Below are 18,979 nucleotides of genomic sequence, written 5' to 3'. Positions count from 1 at the left end.
CATGTCAATCAATCAAGATACAGTCATATTTTTCTTGTTAACAATCGGAATTATATTCCTTGTTATTGTTGGATTTTTCTTATTATTCAAAGCATTTTATATAAAAGTGCCGCAAGGTACTGCACTTATTGTTAACGATATGACGTCAAGACCGAAGGTACACTTTACTGGCGCGTTAGTCTATCCTGTAATCTACAAAAAAGAATTTATGAAAATATCATTGATTACTTTTGATGTAGAACGTCGAGGCAAAGACGGATTAATCTGTAAAGATAATCTACGTGCAGATATTTGTGTTGCCTTTTATTTACGTGTTAACGAAACCACAGAAGATGTGTTAAAAGTGGCAAAATCGATCGGCGTTGATCGTGCATCAGATCAAAAAGCCGTCAGCACACTATTTAGTGCTAAATTCTCGGAAGCGTTAAAAACGGTTGGTAAACAATTCGAACTCGCCAAACTCTTTGAAGATCGGATGAATTTCCGTGAACGAATCATTGATGTGATTGGAAAAGATCTTAACGGTTATGCGTTAGAAGATGTCGCTATCGATTACTTAGAACAAACACCAATTAAATCACTCGATCCCGATAATATATTCGATGCGGAAGGGATTAACAAAATCACGGCTATCACCGCTATTCATAAAGATGAAACCAACAAACGGGAAAGAGATCTTGAATTAGCTTTAAAGAAAAAAGACACAGAAACGATTGAAGCTAAATTAGAACTTGAGCGTCAACAAGCCGATGCCGAAGCCCGTCAAAAACGTGAAATTGAAACGATTCGAGCTCGTGAACAAGCTGAAACATTAAAAGTTCAAGAAGAAGAGCGATTAAAAGCCGAACAAGCAAGAATTCAATCGCAACAAGAAATTGAAGTTCGTGAAGAAAATCGTCTACGTGAAGTAGAAGTTGCACAACAAAACCGCTTACGTGCAATTGCCATTGAAGAAGAACGGGTTGAACGTGCTCGCTCACTTGAAATCGTCGCTCGTGAACGTGAAGTTGAATTACAACGAATCGAAAAAGATAAAGTTCTTGAAGAAGAAAAGAAACATATTGCCAATGTGATTCGTGAACGTGTTGCCGTTGAAAAAACCGTTGCGATTGAAGAAGAAAACATCAAAGAAGTGCGTGAAGTATCCAAAGCGGATCGAGAAAAACAAACAACAATTATCGAAGCCGAAGCACGAGCAGAGCAAGAATTAGTCAAACAAGTTAAACAAGCAGAAGCAGATGAACAAGCATCGAAACATCGTGCGGTCGAACTTAGCACCATGGCACAAGCTGAGCTTGAAGCCGCCGCAAAACAAGCCGAAGCGAAAAAACAACTTGCTCAAGGTATTGAAGCAGAAGAAGCAGCAATTGGACTTGCTGAAGCAAAAGTACGTAAAGCACGTGCCGAAGCGGAAGAAAAAGAAGGATTAGTCAAAGCCAACATTACCGCTGAAACCTTATTAGCAGAAGCAAGAGGAAATCAAGAAAAAGGATTATCTGAAGCAAAAGTCATTGAAGCGAAAGCGACAGCAACTGAAAAACAAGGTCTGACCGAAGCGAAAATATTGGAAGAAAAACTATCTGCTCAAGCACGTGGTGATGAACGCATTGGATTTGCTAAAGCCGCTGCAATGAAAGAACAAGGTCTGGCTGAAGCACTGATCATACGTGAACGCCTAACTGCTGAAGCAAATGGTTTAATTGAAAAATTCCAAGCAATGGGCACCATGAGTGAACAATCTAAAAATCACGAAGAGTTCCGCTTGGCACTCGAAAAAGGCTTTGAACAAGCAATGGCAGCAATTGCAGCGAATAAAGAAATCGCTAAAGAACAAGCAGACGTACTTGCAGCTGCATTTAGTAAAGCAAATATTGAAATTGTTGGCGGTAATGACAACTTCTTTAACAGCTTCTCGAAAGCCATTAGCGTAGGTAAAGCGATTGAAGGAACAGTCAACCAAAGCCCTGTTCTGCAATCTGCACTACAATCAGTCTTATCACGTCTATCCGGAAATAAAGACATAGATATCAAAGACACATTAAAAAATACTGACTTAAAAGCTTTAGCTAAACAATTTTTACCATCGGATAGCAAAAAAGAAAGTGACAGCTAACCCAACTGCACTTTACTAATAATGGTTAAAACAACATTATTACTATCAACTGTTTTCGGTAAGGCAATCATAGCCTACCGAAAACTGTCGCCTTTCTGGATAATGATCAAGAGTTAAAAATGGCAGAAATAGAACAAGAAAACGAACAACAAACAACACTCGATAAAGCGGTCGCCGAAGGCGGTGCTTATGAAATCCTTCGTAAACGTTTGACTTCGCTAGGACAAGAACTAAACCAAAAAACCGAAGCCTTAAACCAACAACGACTGACCGAATTTGGCAAAAGTGACATGTCAATTATCGGACGTATTCGCATCAGAACTGAAAATAACTGTATCGCCAGAGACATCGTTCGATTTGGTGATTGGTTACTTTTTGGTTACAACGTCTTTCTAGGATTAAAAAAAGAGACCAAAATCGAAGACGTATTTTCGCTTTATCAACTTGTAGAACGAGATGGCAATTACGAAGCCGATTCGGTTGATCTATCCAATACCTTTTTAAATATTGATCGCTTTGTTCAAGATTTTAATGAACTCTACACCTATTATAAAAATGCACAATTACTCCAATTAGTTGAACGAGATGGAAAGCTACTTGCCAGTTTCCAAATTGGTGAGCGAGTCAGTGACATTCGTGTATTTCGTTGGTCAATTTCAAGTGACAAAAAAACTATTGATTACATCGATAATCGTGGTGAACGTGATATAGCGCTACCACCAGCTTACGATTTTGAATGGATTGAAACCACACGTGACAATATCGTCAATGGACGATTCCCGCATGTAAATATTTTAGATACAGTCTTTGTTGAAACCATTGGCGGTGACTTAACCATAAAATGTGAAAACAACACCAATGACGGGCTGGGAATCTACAGTGAAGAAGTACTCGACAAAAATCAATCCATTAACGATGCCAAAATTGAATACGCAAAAGTCGGATCCTTAATTTTGCTAAAAGTTTTACCGTATCGCGAAGAAAACTGGCGCTATTTAATCTATAACACCCTCACTCAAAAAGCCCAACGCATCGATTTTATTGGACAAGCCTGTATTCAGCTACCGGAAGATCATGGTGTAATCTTTCCTGGTGGATATTATCTACAAAATGGGGAATATAAAACTTTCGATCAATCCATGTCGGGTATGCGATTTAGACGTATCAGACGTTCACCCAATGGCGAAGATGTCCTTTACATATTTTATGATCCGAGTTCTGGTCGTTTAGCACTATTTAACTACAATATGATCGAACGAAAACTTGATAATCCAATTTTAGGTCATGGTTATGCAGTGTTTGAAGACGGTCGAATGGTGGTATTTGAAGGTGAAAATAATGACCCGACTCGTGTTCATCCAATGCAAATTTGGCAAACCCCCTTTTATAGTGACGAATTTGCAGCAACACAACCAACTAACAACAGTTTTTTAGGCAAGATTGGTAATGCGGAACTGGTCAGAGGGATTTCAGATCTTTACTTTATTGCACGTGAAATTGATAACCAATCGGTTTCATCCCAACTATACAGCAAACTAAGTGAAGACACAAAACGGTTATTTGACAGCTATTTTTGGCTCAACGACGAGAAAAATCTATCTTTTACGCCTGTACTACGTAACATTATACAAACGAGTGAATTAGTGATAGATGAATATGAAAAAGTGGAAAGCATACGCCGACAATCTGAAAGCGCCATGCGTGAAGCGATTTCAAACCAACAAGACTTATTAGCCAAACTCTATCCCGACAGCTGGCAAGAAACACAAGAATATGTCGATGCGCTAAATGCGATAAAAATGCAGTTAGGTAGTTTAGTGACATTAAGAACCTACCGTTATATTGATTTGAATCAGATGGACATAATGGAAAAAGCCTTAAAAGAACGCCAATCTATCGTATCATTAGCGACAGCCGAATTTTTAGGCAGTGACAAAGCCCTTGAACCGTTTATCACACAAATAGATGAAATTGAAAAGTATCTTACTAAAGCGGACACAGTCGCCAAGCTTATCGAACCGATAAAAACCGCTGACCAAATGTCTGAAAACTTAGATATGCTTTCACAATTAATGGCATCATTAAAATTTGATGACGTAACACTACAAACCAAAATCATTGAATCGATCGCCGAAGTTTATGCCAAACTCAATCAAACCAAAGCACGCATTAACCAAAAACGGAAAAATCTATCCAGCGTTGAAATGGTGGCGCAATTTGGTGCGCAATTCAAACTATTCAGTCAAAGTATTGCCAGTGCATTAAGCTTAGCCACCACGCCAGAAAAATGTGACGATGAACTATCAAGGCTATTAGTTCAACTTGAAGAACTGGAAAATCAGTTTAGCGAAAGTGAAGAATTTTTAAATGACATACTGGCAAAACGTGAAGAAATCTTAGAATCATTCGAAACGCACAAACAAGCATTACTTGAAGATCGAACAAGACGAACCGAATCGCTACTCACTGCTGCTGACAGAATTTTAGACAGTATTCCAAGACGAACCGCTAAATTTTCAGATCAAAACGAACTCAATGCCTTTTTTGTTGCCGATCCTTTAGCGCTGAAAATTCGTGAAATAGTCGAAAAATTACGTGCACTTTTTGATAATGTCAAAGCTGATGATATTGAATCACGCTTCAAAAGTGCCAGAGATCAAGCAATACGTTCTTTACGTGACAAATCCGAAATCTTTGAATCGGGTGGAAATGTCATTAAATTAGGGCCAAGACATAAATTTAGCGTCAATACACAAGAACTTGACCTTACCATTGTACCCAAAGAACATCATCTTTACTTACAATTAACAGGTACCGATTACCAAGAAAAAATAGTCCATCCAAAATTAGAAAGTTATCAACCTTTTTGGACTATCTCGCTTGAATCTGAATCCCCTACTGTCTATCGAGCAGAGTATCTTGCCTATTCGATCATCAACTCGGCATTAAAAAAAGAACATAATTTAAGTTATGAAGATTTAATCAGCCAACTTAATCAACCCGAAATTCTAAATAAAACGGTACGTGACTACGCTGCCTTACGCTATCGAGAAGGTTATGAAAAAGGGATACATGATCACGATGCGGTAAAAATATTATCGAAAATTGTTCCACTTGGTGAAGCCGCCAAACTACTTAGATACAATCCATTAGCACGTAGCTTAGCGATACTATTTTGGTATCACAATCAAAAAAATGATATCGTCAGATTATGGCCAGAACGTGCCAAAACGTGTAAGGATATACAAGCATTATTCGGACATGAAGAAGGATTAAAAAATCTACAACACGAAATATCGGTTGAACTTACTCAATTTTTACAAAAACAGCCTATCGACCATGAACCTTACCATATTAAACAGGCAAGCGAATACTTAAGCTATGTCTTAGCTGAAATTCCACAACAATTTACGTTAAGCAAATATAGCCATTATTTATATGAAGGATTAAACACTCGATTAGAAGAATCCCATATGTGGAGTGATTTTAACCAATCGCAATTAAATCTTAAAAAACGACTGGCTGACCGTTGGAATCTTATTGAAAGTTGGTTTAAAGGGCTTTGTACCCTACCCCAATATCAAAAATTGAGTGAATACATCGCCGAAGCCACTTTACTATGCATGTTGGATAAAGAAAGTAACATCACTTTAGCAATCAGCGAAATTGAACTGGATATCACCGTCAATGATTTATTAGGTGAACACCCTTCAATTACACAAGGGGTGTTACAAATCAATCTTGATGACTTCTTTAGTCGCATGCGTAAACAATCACGTGTCGTTATACCGCAATTCCAACATTACCAAAGCCTGCGTCAAGAAGTGCTGGATGAACAACGTGAGCAATTACATCTTGAAGAATTCAAAGCTAAACCACTCAGTTCATTTGTGCGTAATAAACTGATCAACCAAGTTTATTTACCAATCATTGGGGACAATTTAGCAAAACAAATGGGCACTGTCGGTGAAAGTCGCCGTACTGACTTAATGGGGTTATTACTACTTATCTCGCCACCAGGTTACGGTAAAACAACCTTAATGGAATATGTGGCTAATCGACTTGGCTTAATATTTATGAAAATTAACGGCCCGGCACTAGGACACAGCGTATTATCATTCGATCCACATCAAGCGCCAAATGCCACCGCGCGACAAGAACTTGAAAAACTCAATTTAGCGCTCGAAATGGGTAATAACGTCATGCTTTATATTGACGATATTCAACACACTAACCCAGAATTTTTACAAAAATTTATTTCGTTATGTGATGGTTCTCGTCGTATTGAAGGGGTATGGAAAGAAAAAACCAAAACCTATGACCTTCGGGGTAAAAAATTCTGTGTCATTATGGCTGGAAACCCTTATACCGAATCGGGTGAAGTTTTCAAAATCCCTGACATGTTAGCCAACCGTGCAGATATTTATAACTTAGGTGAAGTTTTAGGTGGCATGGATGAAGTGTTTGCATCAAGTTACATTGAAAACTGCTTAACATCAAATCCAATATTATCGCCATTGGCACTACGTGATCTTAATGACCTATATCAGTTTATCGACCATGCGCAAGGAAAACCGCTTAACACCAACGAACTTAGCTATGCCTATAGCCAAGCGGAAATTAGCGAAATTATCGCTGTACTGCGTCATTTACTGAAAATTCGAGAAGTAGTCTTTAAAGTCAATCAGCAATACATTATTAGCGCAGCGCAATCCGATAAGTACCGAACAGAACCGCCGTTCAAGTTACAAGGTAGTTATCGAAACATGAACAAATTAGCCGAAAAAGTTTCTTCCGTAATGAATGATGAAGAACTCAATCAAATTATTGAAGATCACTACTTGGGCGAGGCACAACTGCTGACCAACGGCGCTGAAGAAAATCTGCTTAAACTTGCTGAAATTCGAGGGGTGTTAACAAAAGAACAAACTAAACGTTGGCAACAAATCAAAGCTGACTTTATGCGCAATAAAACACTAGGTGGTGACGAAGCGAATACCGGTAACCAAATTGTTACCCAACTAGCTGACTTAGTACAAAGTGTTCAAGCATTAAAGTTATAAACTGGTTATTTTATTAAAAAAGCGGAAATTAATTTTCCGCTTTTTCTTAGAAAATGATGACCATGATTATTCAGTTAGGTTAAAACAAAATTGATAAACAATTAAACCAGACAATAATCAAGATGTTTAACTTAATAACATCAAATTCATTAATTCAGAAGACACATAAATATTCATTTTTAATTCAGGTGAATAAGGATCTTTATTCTTTAATTAATAATTCACCAAAGAATATAATATTAATTTTAAAACTAACTGTTCTATCATCATATATTGATATAAACGAGTAAAATTTTTCGCATCATGCATGAATCCTTAATTAATTAATGTTGTCACAGAATAATAAATTTCTCGCAATTTTTAAGTGATTATCAAATGTCCAATATATTGAACGAATTGATCATAATTCAGGGTAAGTTCCATCTTCCGTTGAAGCAATATATTGCTCTTCAAAACACGCAATGAGTTGGATTAGTAAAAACAAAATCATTAATTTAAACGTCACAAAATTTCTAATCAACATTTAGAAATATTGATTAAATACCTATCTCGTTTTCAAAATACAAAATATGAACTTTCAAAAAACAAATTTTATCGTTTAAGCATATGACATGATGACTATTTGCTTTAATTTTTAAATTCTGTTGCTTAATAACAACTCATTGATAATATTACATAATGTAATTTAATTTGATCAAAAATATTACATTTTGTTAGTTGTCTATTAAAAACAAACTGTAATAATTTAAGTTAAGGAGAAGTTTTATGCTTAACACATGGCAAAATATAGTAAAAAATAAAATGAGAATGTTAGGTGAAACTCAGGAGAGTTTGGCTGAAAAATTAAATGTTACCCAAGGTAGTATTGCTCACTGGTTGTCGGGTAGACGAAAACCAGATACCGATATAATCAGCTCAATAATGAAAACATTGGAAATTAATAAAATCATTATAAATTCCGATGGTTCTGCTTCAGAAAACATCACCCCGAACGAATTCAATGACGATAATTTTTACATCGAAGTTTTAGATATTACTTCTTATTCAGGTAAAGGTTATATTGATTCTGATGTTATGCAAGTTATTAAATTGGTTAAATATGATTTAGATCAAGCAAAAATAATATTTAAGGGTATTAATGCTAGTGATTTGAAAATTATTAATATAGCCAGTGATTCGATGCAGGGAACATTCGATAGTGGTGATGCTATTTATGTCGATGTCTCAAAGAAGGAATTCATCGGTGATGGCATTTATGTTTTTACTTTTGGACAGTGTCTATACGTAAAACGTCTTCAAAAAATCAAGAACAAACTTATTGTAATATCCGATAATAAAAAATACAAAGAATGGGATATTAGCGAAGATGAGATTGATCAACTTTATATACATGGAAAGGTTATGTTAAGCCAATCCATGTTATTGAGGAAGCATGGATAACCGAATTGACGGTTTTTTTTAGAAGAAAAGAGATAACCATAATTTTATATTTGATAACTAAAGAAGAAAATAGCAAGTAATATTATAGTACATAATATTTATAAAATAGTTCTAATTCCACCTAAAGTTATTTGGGAATAAAAATAAAACATAAATAAAATGATACGCTGTATACATACACTGAAATTATTGAGGTAAATATGATTAATTATGTCTTAAGATTAATTTTAACAGGTAGTTCAATAGCTCCCGTTTGTTTTACGGTATCGTTCATTGGATTTATGAATAATAATTACTATTTATTATTTATATCGCTTTCTGTAGGAATTTTAATTTGTTTTCTAGGTATCCTAATTATTTTTTTAATAAATAATTATGTACAGATATTAAAAAAAAAATTACATCTGTTACACCAGCTAACAAAGAAATTACTAATTACTTTATAGCTTATGTATTTCCTTTACTTGGTTCAGAATCCATTTTTCAAAATACAAGCATGACTATTTTTTTCTTCTTATGCCTGATTGGATACACACTTTTTTCTGAATCATACAATTTCAATCCACTGTTATCATTATTTGGTTATAAATTTTATGAAGCTCAAGATCCTAACGGTGTAGGGTTTGTTTTATTATCAAGAAATACTTTAATATCGATAGATCCAAAAAAATCAATTAATCTAAAAAAAATAACTAATTATATTTACATTTATTACGATGAAAAAGGAAATTAATATGGTGTACTCATTATTTGCAATTATGAATGACAACGTTGCAACTGGTGTATTAATGATAAATATGTCGGCTGATACCCAAAAAAAAGTAACAGATATATTAAATCAGCAGTTAAGCGTTTTTAACTCTCATTATAATCGTGAGATAGAATATTGTGCAGGTTACTCACCTAGCCAATCTGAAATATTTACAATAAATAATTTTACAGACTGTCATGAATTATTTCAGTATACTTCTGGAGAAAAGACAGCATCAGAATTTAATCACAAAACACATTCTGCAGACAATATTAAATGCCTTTTTGCAGGTGATTCAAAAACTATAATTTTACAAAATTTTGACAAAAAACAAGTTTTAAATGTAAATAAAACTTTATTTTTTTCAAACAACGTTTTTGAATTATCTAATTCTATTGGATTTAATTTACCCGATAAATTAGCTGGTGTAGTAATTGAAGATAAAATCCGTTTCAAATCATTTCAGAATTTAAGAAAAATATTTAATATGAACAAATATTTTAGAGAAGCCACAGAGGAAGAGCTTAAAACATTCGTTGCTAATGATAAATTCTATACAGATCCCGGATTTGATATTATAAGAATATCTGATACCGAAATTTTAACAAAAGTAGCTTTAATAAGCAAAATTAAGACAATGACACAATCTATTTCAAATATAAAAAAATATGCTAAACAAGTGGGCTTTACTTTAAAAACAACCATTGATAATGGTGAAGAAAAAATAGTAATGCCTACAGATAAAAAAGAGATAAAACTACTTTTAAGCTTTTTAAATGAAGACATTTTCAAGTCAGGTATGTCAAAACAAACATATAAATCAAACTCCAAAAGACCAATATAAACAGATAACTATTTAATTGTACCAGCGCAATTTTTTGAGAATTTTTTAACATCTAATATTGCCCTAAATTTTAAAGTATTGTGTTTGTTAAAAATAGGCAAATAATATTATATTTTATAATGTGCGCACATCAAAACAAGTTAAAAAGATTAAAATAGCTAATTAGGACATAATATGATCACACAACAATTTTGAGAATAATTATCAACAGTACAATTGGTTAAGCAACGTAATCACTTCTAGCCTCAACCTCGAGAGAGACCAAGTTCTTTAGTAAATAAATTACTACGATTATGCAGTAACCAGTGATTAGAGGCGATTACTGTTTGCTGATCCCGCTTAGTGAAGGGTGACATGATAAACTGTGAAAGTAAACCACCACACAGGCTGAATGGTCTAGATAATATTCAAAATAAATGCCCTTCAGTGAGAGATATCTAATTTGAACAGAATTGATGTTGGTCACCCCACCTTAACGGATGACCTAATAATTAGGGAACTTTTGTAATTGTTTGTATCGATTTATAACACTTCAGTGTGTTTACAGGTTAAAAATACAGATGTAAACGGTTGTAAGGCTACTGCGTAACTAAATGTAGTATGTCGCAGCTGTCATCATAGACTGAATATGCTGTCGCGCATAACCAGACAACCAAAGCTATCACTCTCCAATAAGTAACGCCATTATTTTTTAATAGATTAAATAAACCAACAAGAACCAGAATCGAATTTAAAAAATTAATTGAATAGATAAATAAGATTACGCTAATTCTAAGCAATGTTGGAACGTGATATGCGTTGAAAATAGAAGTAATTGCAAAATAAATTACAATTAGAATCACACTAAATAAAACACCGAACACCCAAAAAGTTACAGCTAGGCCTAGATCGCCTTTCACTAATCTCTTAAATATATTCATATCAGTTTCTCGTGTATAAATAAAGCACACTATACAGCCAAATACATTATTCACAAAATTATTTACGGGTGAATTTATGAATACTGATAGCTCGAAAAGACGAGCATCTTATATACTTTGCCTTCTTTTGAGGGCTTTTTTAGAGATGATTATGACTAAAAAAATTTTGTTAATGTGAAAATCAAAGATAGGTTTTAGAAAGTTTATGAGTTAATAAACTGCGAAATTAATTTTCACCTTACTTTGCACATACGTGGTGAATTTAGGTGGATTATTTGGCTTGTTCTACTGGATGTTTATCCTAGGTTTTGCAGATTCAATGGCTTTTACAATTAGCCTATTTACAGTATTTTTTTGTTGCTGAATTAGAATATACCGTAACGACACCGTTAATAGATTGGTGTTGTCAATCCTATAGAATCATATTAGATCGTGTTAAAAATTCTAAAAATCAAGTATCAATGGGATTTAATCGTGGTCGGTCGTCTTGAGTCATTGATGAAATGGCGTCCCCTACAGGATTCGAACCTGTGACCTACGGCTTAGAAGGCCGTTGCTCTATCCAGCTGAGCTAAGGAGACATGTTATCATTGATTTGTTGATTTAACGCTGTGTATTATATAAAGCTATTTCGATCCGTCAATGATTTTTAGTCGTTTGTCTGCTTAGATTATCAAAATATCATCAATTTATCGTTTTATTTGTCTATATTTGCTAATCGTTATAACGGTATTTGTAGGTTATCTGTTTATCGGTTTTATTTAACTTCTATCGATCACTTAAACATTTTCTATTTGGAAATTTTAATTTTAAATTTCTATCTGCTTTTTTCCGCCTGTTTTTAAATTTTTTCGAATCAAGTTTAATTGTAATTGATATTTATTTAGCATTGGCTATCTGCGCTTTTAACATAGCAAGTCTACTTTGTCCTTGTTGCATATTCTTCTCAGGGGATAATTTTGTTCGTTCATCTGTCCAATTGAGATCATCTTGAGGAAGTTCCAGCAAAAAACGGCTTGGCTCTACGTAAACTGTTTCGCCAAATTGTTTGCGTTGACGACTAAAGGAAAAAGTGAGTTCTTGTTGTGCTCGGGTAATGCCAACATAAGCAAGACGACGCTCCTCTTCTATATTGTCCTCATCAATACTGTTTTGATGCGGTAAAACGCCTTCAGACATGCCGACCAAATAAACATAAGGGAATTCTAATCCTTTAGATGCATGAAGCGTCATAAGCTGAACTTGATCGAGCTCTTCTTCGGATTCGTTGCGTTCTAGCATATCCCGTAAGGTAAACCTTGCTACGGCTTGTTCAAGTGTCATGCCTTCGTCAATGTCATCACCTTGTAACATATCATTTAACCAACTGATTAATTGCTCTACATTGCGCATTCGCATTTGTCCTGCGGTTGGTGAAGGCGATGTTTCATAAATCCAACTTTCATAATGGATTCCATGCAGTAACTCGTGAATGGCTTCCATGGGTTCATTATGGGATTTTTGAATTAGTGAATCAAACCAATGAATAAAGAGTTGTAGCGTTTCCATTCGTTTGCCAGATAATACTTCCGTAAGTCCCATATCATGACTTGCTTGATATAAACTGACAGCTCGATGATTTGCCCATTCCCCTAGTTTTTGGATCGTGACTGGCCCTATTTCACGTTTTGGCGTGTTGATAATTCGTATGAACGCATTATCGTCATTGGGATTTGTCAATAATCGCAGGTAGGCCATGAGATCTTTAATTTCAGTTCGAGCAAAAAAGGAAGTGCCCCCCGAAATTCGATAAGGGATCCGGTATTGCATTAACATTTTTTCGATCAATCTGGCTTGATGATTTCCACGATATAAAATTGCATATTGACCATATTGGCTGTTATTCGCAAATCGATGACCAATTAAATCATTGATCACCTTTTCCGCTTCGGACTCTTCACTATCGGCAGAGATAACTTTAAGCTGTTCACCATAACCTAGTTCTGAAAATAATTTTTTTTCAAATATATGGGGATTATTTTCAATTAAAATATTGGCAACTTTTAAAATTCGCCCGGAAGATCGATAATTTTGTTCGAGTTTTATAACTTCTAGATTAGGAAAATCTTGTTGGAGTAAAACTAAATTTTTAGGGCGGGCTCCTCGCCATGAGTAGATCGATTGATCATCATCGCCTACAACAGTAAATTTGGCTCGATTACCGACTAATAATTTAATGAATTCATATTGACTGGTATTAGTATCTTGATATTCATCAATGAGAAGATAACGAACTCGATTTTGCCATTTTTCTCGAACTTCTTCATTATTTTTTAATAATAAGGTAGGCAATAAGATAAGATCATCAAAATCCAAGATACTGCAAGCTTTTAATTGTTTTTCATAAAGCTGATAACAATGAGCAAATAATTTTTCTTTATTGGTTTGCGCTCTAGCCATGGCTATGGTTGAGTCGACAATATCATTTTTCCAATTCGAAATAGTTGAACGTAGTTGGTTAATGAGATCTTTATCGCCATCTAACCATTGTTGAGTCAGTTCTTTGAGTAATGCAGTTTGATCATGATCATCAAATAAAGAAAAGTTAGCTTTAATGCCAAGATGTTTATATTCTCGACGAACGATATCCAAACCCAGTGTATGAAAAGTCGAGATTTTAAGCCCTCTTGCCTCTTGTTTGCTGAGTGATTGAGCAATACGCTCTTTCATTTCACGCGCGGCTTTGTTGGTAAAGGTCACAGCAACAATGTGGCGTGGCAAATATTCCTTAACACGAATTAAGTAAGCAATTTTGTTTATTATAACCCGTGTTTTTCCCGAACCTGCACCGGCTAAGACCAGGCAAGGGCCAGAAACATATTCAACAGCTTGTTGCTGACTTGTATTTAACCGCACAGAATTTAGACCTTCATGAAAATGGCTTAATAGTATATAACGATTTGCTTGTCACCTGCAATTACGCTTAATTTTTAAACAACCATAACAACAGGATGACGCTGGCAATGTTACTGAATAAAGTTTAAAGCATGTTCGATAACTTCAATCCCTGCCCCTTTTTTATGTGCATTTTCGCTAAGATAGCGTCGCCATTGTTTTGCACCTTTTTGTCCATTAAAAATACCCAATGTATGACGCATAATGTGATTAAGTTGAGCACCTTGTAAAAGTTGTTGTTCGATATAAGGATAAAGACATCGTATTGCCGCTATTGGATCTATGGGTTGCGTATCTAAGCCAAAGATTTGGGAGTCAATTTGTGCTAATAACATGGGATTCTGATAGGCTTCTCGTCCCACCATGACGCCATCAACATAATTTAAATGGTGTTTTATTTCGTCGATCGTTTTAACACCACCATTGATGGCTATAGTTAAGTTAGGGTAATCTCGTTTGAGTTGATAAACTCGTTCATAGTCAAGTGGTGGAACTTCACGATTTTCTTTAGGGCTAAGTCCGGATAACCATGCTTTACGTGCATGTACAATAAACGTGTTAGTATAAGGTAGAACTGTTTCAATAAATTGGCATAAAAAAGCGTAGCTATCTAGATCATCGATCCCGATTCGTGTTTTAACCGTTACGGGGATATCAATTTGTTCTTGCATGGACTCAATACATTTAGCCACTAAATCAGCATTTCCCATTAAGCACGCACCAAACATCCCATTTTGAACGCGATCTGAAGGGCAGCCAACATTAAGATTTACTTCATCATAACCATGATTTTGAGCTAATTTAGCGCACTGTGCTAATGCATTGGGATCACTTCCGCCAAGTTGTAAAGCAATAGGATGTTCATCGACGTTAAAATCAAGGTAATTCCCTTTACCAAATAAGATTGCTCCTGTTGTTACCATTTCGGTATACAGTAAAGTTTGTTTGGTCAATATCCGATGAAAATACCGACAATGTTTATCGGTCCAATCGAGCATGGGCGCTACAGAAAATTTATTGTTTGTTGATTTCATTTATGTACCAGATTTAAAGCGGTAATTAAATTATGAAGCAAATAACTAAACATATATTCTATCATAAAACATAGAATACAATGATGTTAGGGTTTTGTGTTTAATTTAGAAGTGTATCAATAAAAAGTACATAATTTAACTTGTTTTTTATCTTGTTATATTGGATTTTAATTTATAAAGATATATTATTTAATTAATTCAATAGTTTTGTTAAATCTTTAAAAGATTACTTGTTAAAAGTCTTAAAGTTATTAAAAGTATCATATTTATACGAGTAACCTATCTATTCATCGTAGTCTTTATTTGCTGTAGAATTTTAATTTGTTGCGCAATAATGATAACTATTTATGAAAGAACAAACTATAACAATAAACCCCAGTTAAATAACTGAGGTTTATTTGGTTAGATTAATCAAATTTCAAATGGTCAAAAATGTACACTAATACAGCAAGTGCGAATTTGCCTATAAGATAAACAGAAATACACACTAATCCTATTATGAAAAGAAACGCCAAAGTAGTTGCAAGTGCATCGACGATTTTATTTTCAATCCGTAGATGATCATTAGAATTTGAACTAATTTCATTTGTGGTTTCATCAGATGTATCAGAATATAATACATTGTAATCCACTTTACACATGCCATAGACATGATACTTACGTTTCTTTAGATCAGGATAATCATCTATCAGTCTATCAAAACGCTTTGAAGTTAATTCAACTCCAATGGTACCTTCAATTTGTTCGCCGTTTCGCATTGCTACTAATTTAACAATTGAACGATCAGGATCCATCAATATTGCTATTGATACTCCCCTTTCACTGTTTTCGGATAAAAATCCGATGATTTTACAATCTGACATAATGCAATTTTTTTAATTAGGCATGTGAATTACTTCACCAGTAGGTAGTTATATAATTCATCATTGTGAATTAGACTAACCTGTTTTTATGTTAGACCGATAATCGTTAAATTTCAATATTTTTTTAATCCCCCAAACTGTTTTACTCAATTCTACAGTAATAATTTTTTTATCTCTTTAGTTAGTTTATTAAACTATATTGAATCAATTTAGCTTTTTATCAAAACACCATCAGCGTTAATATTAACTGTATTACCCAGTTATCATCCCAATTGATTTTAATTAATCATAGATTTCCAGCTAATTAAATAGCTTTTTTATTGAAAGAGGAGTGAAATGAATTGCGTAAAATTTGTAGATAATTTTAGTTTTATATCAAGGTAACTTTGGGTTAATTAGATGCAATATGATTGATAATTTATAAAGATATGTTATTTAATTAATTCAATAGTTTTGTTAAATCTTTAAAAGATTACCTGTTAAAAGTCTTAAAGTTATTAAAAGTATCATATTTATACGAGTAACCTATTTATTCATCGTAGTCTTTATTTGCTATAGAATTTTAATTTGTTGCGCAATAATGATAACTATTCATGAAAGACCAAACTTTAATAATAAACCTCAGTTAAATAACTGAGGTTTATTTTGTTGAATTAATAAAATTCCAAAACTATGGCCAAGAAAATAATTCTACTATATATAGAACAAATTTACCTAAACCAAAGAGTAAACAAGCCAGAATTCCAGATATACAAATAAGGAAGAGTATATGTATAAATACATGTTCTAGCGTTCTATGATTTCTCGGTACAGTACGAAACGTATTAGGATATAATACATTTTTATTTACTTTACACAAGCCATAGACATAATACTTACGCTCTGTTGGATCTGGATAATCATATAACAGTCTATCAAAATCCTTTGAGGTTAATTTAACTTCAATAGTACCTTCAATTTTCTTGCCGTTTCGCATTGCTACTAATTTAACAATCGAACGATCAGGTTCCATCAATATTGCTATTGATACTCCCTCTTCTTCTTGTTCGGATAAAAATCCGATTATTACAAAATTTGACATAATGGAATAAATTAATTAAATTTGTGAATACTTCACCAGTAGGTAGTTATATAACTCAACATTGTGAATTAGACTAACCTACTTTTATACTAAACCAATAATTCTGAAATTTCAATATTTTTTAATACCTAAGGTTTTTTACTCAATTCTACAGTAATCATTTTTTTATTTCTTCAGTTAGTTTATTAAACTATATTGAATCAATTTAGCTTTCAATCAAAACGCAATCAGCGTTAATATTAACTGAATTAGCCAGTTATCATCCCAATTGATTTTAATTAGTCATAGGTTTTCAGCTAATAAAATAGCTTTTTTATTGAAAGTGGAGTGAAATGAATTGTGTAAAATTTGTAGATAATTTTAGTTTTATATCAAGGTAACTTTGGGTTAATTAGATGCAATATGATTGATAATTTCAAGGCAATGAACCCTTATATCATTCAATAAAAACCCCAGTTAAATCAATAACTGGGGGGTAAAATAAATTAAAAATTTAATTTATTTTTTGGATTGAGACCATGTTTGATGTAAATCGCGAATCTTATTTAAATCTAATTTCATCAACTTCAATGCAATATGAAACTTCGTATAAGAATCAAAATAATCTTTGAAATTATCAAAATAATCACTTTTACTTATAAAAGTTTCAGTTTCACTAACAATGATATCTTCATCAAAGCGAAGAACCAATGAGTATTCTAAGTAAGGGAAATAAGTATAAACTAAGATTTCACATCCTTTTACCTCTTCACTAGAAAAACAACCATAATTAAATTTTCCTCTAGGCATACGTCTAAATCTTTTTTTCATGATTTAAATATTTTTTAGTTAATAAAATTTTTAAATTCATTAAGGCATAGGTAAATTATACTTTTGTAGTAAATTAATTTTAAAAATTAATTCTAGATTAGATTATATAGATAATCGGATTATGTCAATTACATTCCTAAAAGTGATTAATTGTGAAAGTCTATAATATTGATATCTGAATTCATAATATTTTTGCTCTCTATTAATAAGGAAGTTGTGAGTTTCATAAACTTTTAAATAATTCTTTAGTTTTAAATCAAGATAGCTTTGGATTGATGAGATATTTTATAATAGACTATTTAAATTATTCCATGACGACTTTTACTTAAGTCAAGCAATAAAAACCCCAGTTAGATCGACAACTGGGGGGAATTAAATTAAAATTTAATTTTTAAACATAATATAACTTTTTAAGAAAGACTATTATGCGTGTAAAGACATTACACAACTTCACTGTTTTATCAAACAATTCAAGACTTGAAATACCAGATAAATGGTCATTAAAGACTTGTTGACTTATTATAGTTACTGTTGCTTTAATGGGATTTGCATTAATACGAAGTACCAATAAGTACATCTCAGTTTCTTCGATTTCATAAATGAAGATGTCAATTCTTTCTGGCATTGACGCAACACATTTAGCCACTAAATCAGCATTTCCCATTAAGCACGCACCAAACATCCCATTTTGAACGCGATCTGAAGGGCAGCCAACATTAAGATTTACCTCATCATAACCATGATGTTGAGCTAATTTAGCGCACTGTGCTAATGCGATGGGATCACTTCCACCAAGTTGTAAAGCAATAGGATGTTCATCGACATTAAAATCAAGGTAATTCCCTTTACCAAATAAGATTGCTCCTGTTGTTACCATTTCGGTATACAGTAAAGTTTGTTTGGTCAATATCCGATGAAAATACCGACAATGTTTATCGGTCCAATCGAGCATGGACGCTACAGAAAATTTATTTAGTGTTGATTTCATTAATGTACCAAATTTAAAGCGGTAATTAAGTTATGAACTTAACATATATTCTATCATAAAACATAGTATACAATGATGTTAGGGGTTTGTGTTTAATTCAGAAGAGTATCAACAAAAAGTGCATAATTTAAGTTGTTA

9 protein-coding genes, 1 tRNA gene and 1 pseudogene are annotated in these 18,979 nt (G+C 33.4%); 4 read left to right on the top strand and 7 right to left on the bottom strand.

Translation table 11 applies throughout. The annotated features are described in order from the left end of the window. Position 1 precedes the first annotated feature (1 nt). The 4 genes from ACGH6P_RS01770 (at position 2) to ACGH6P_RS01755 (ending at position 10,211) form a co-directional block, all read left to right on the top strand. Positions 2–2,113, top strand: a complete 2,112-nt coding sequence (locus ACGH6P_RS01770; RefSeq protein ID WP_267350746.1) for a hypothetical protein — start codon at positions 2–4, stop codon at positions 2,111–2,113. A 119-nt stretch (positions 2,114–2,232) separates the two neighbouring features. After that, the gene (locus tag ACGH6P_RS01765; protein WP_411596566.1) at positions 2,233–7,176 is read left to right on the top strand and encodes a DNA repair ATPase; all 4,944 of its coding nucleotides are present in this window, start codon (positions 2,233–2,235) and stop codon (positions 7,174–7,176) included. 765 nt (positions 7,177–7,941) lie between these two features. Next, positions 7,942–8,616, top strand: coding sequence for a helix-turn-helix transcriptional regulator (locus ACGH6P_RS01760; protein WP_267380607.1), 675 nt, complete (start codon positions 7,942–7,944; stop codon positions 8,614–8,616). Between the two features lie 734 nt (positions 8,617–9,350). Further along, positions 9,351–10,211, top strand: coding sequence for a DUF4868 domain-containing protein (locus tag ACGH6P_RS01755; RefSeq protein ID WP_411596565.1), 861 nt, complete (start codon positions 9,351–9,353; stop codon positions 10,209–10,211). A gap of 1,424 nt (positions 10,212–11,635) precedes the next feature. Here the strand turns inward: ACGH6P_RS01755 and ACGH6P_RS01750 are convergent. From ACGH6P_RS01750 to ACGH6P_RS01720, 7 genes and pseudogenes are all read right to left on the bottom strand, one after another. Continuing rightward, positions 11,636–11,712, bottom strand: a tRNA-Arg gene (locus ACGH6P_RS01750). A gap of 298 nt (positions 11,713–12,010) precedes the next feature. Next, the gene (gene rep, locus ACGH6P_RS01745) at positions 12,011–14,026 is read right to left on the bottom strand and encodes a DNA helicase Rep (protein WP_411596564.1); all 2,016 of its coding nucleotides are present in this window, start codon (positions 14,024–14,026) and stop codon (positions 12,011–12,013) included. A 110-nt stretch (positions 14,027–14,136) separates the two neighbouring features. Further along, a complete protein-coding gene (gene dusA, locus ACGH6P_RS01740; RefSeq protein WP_411596563.1) occupies positions 14,137–15,099 on the bottom strand; it encodes a tRNA dihydrouridine(20/20a) synthase DusA in 963 nt (320 codons plus the stop codon). 407 nt (positions 15,100–15,506) lie between these two features. After that, positions 15,507–15,962 carry a hypothetical protein gene (locus ACGH6P_RS01735; protein ID WP_267350733.1) on the bottom strand — a complete coding sequence of 152 codons (456 nt, stop codon included), beginning with the start codon at positions 15,960–15,962 and terminating at the stop codon, positions 15,507–15,509. 670 nt (positions 15,963–16,632) lie between these two features. Then, positions 16,633–17,043: a hypothetical protein gene (locus ACGH6P_RS01730; protein WP_065558183.1), complete on the bottom strand. Its 411-nt coding sequence runs from the start codon at positions 17,041–17,043 to the stop codon at positions 16,633–16,635. A gap of 498 nt (positions 17,044–17,541) precedes the next feature. Beyond that, a complete protein-coding gene (locus ACGH6P_RS01725; RefSeq protein WP_267350730.1) occupies positions 17,542–17,832 on the bottom strand; it encodes a hypothetical protein in 291 nt (96 codons plus the stop codon). A 625-nt stretch (positions 17,833–18,457) separates the two neighbouring features. Next, a pseudogene (locus ACGH6P_RS01720) lies at positions 18,458–18,841 on the bottom strand (tRNA-dihydrouridine synthase); the annotation flags it as partial. Positions 18,842–18,979 lie beyond the last annotated feature (138 nt).

Origin of the sequence: Gilliamella sp. CG25 (genome assembly GCF_046635705.1) — a bacterium.
Classification (GTDB): Bacteria; Pseudomonadota; Gammaproteobacteria; order Enterobacterales; family Orbaceae; genus Gilliamella; species Gilliamella apicola_I.
This window is presented reverse-complemented; position numbering and strand designations above follow the sequence as displayed.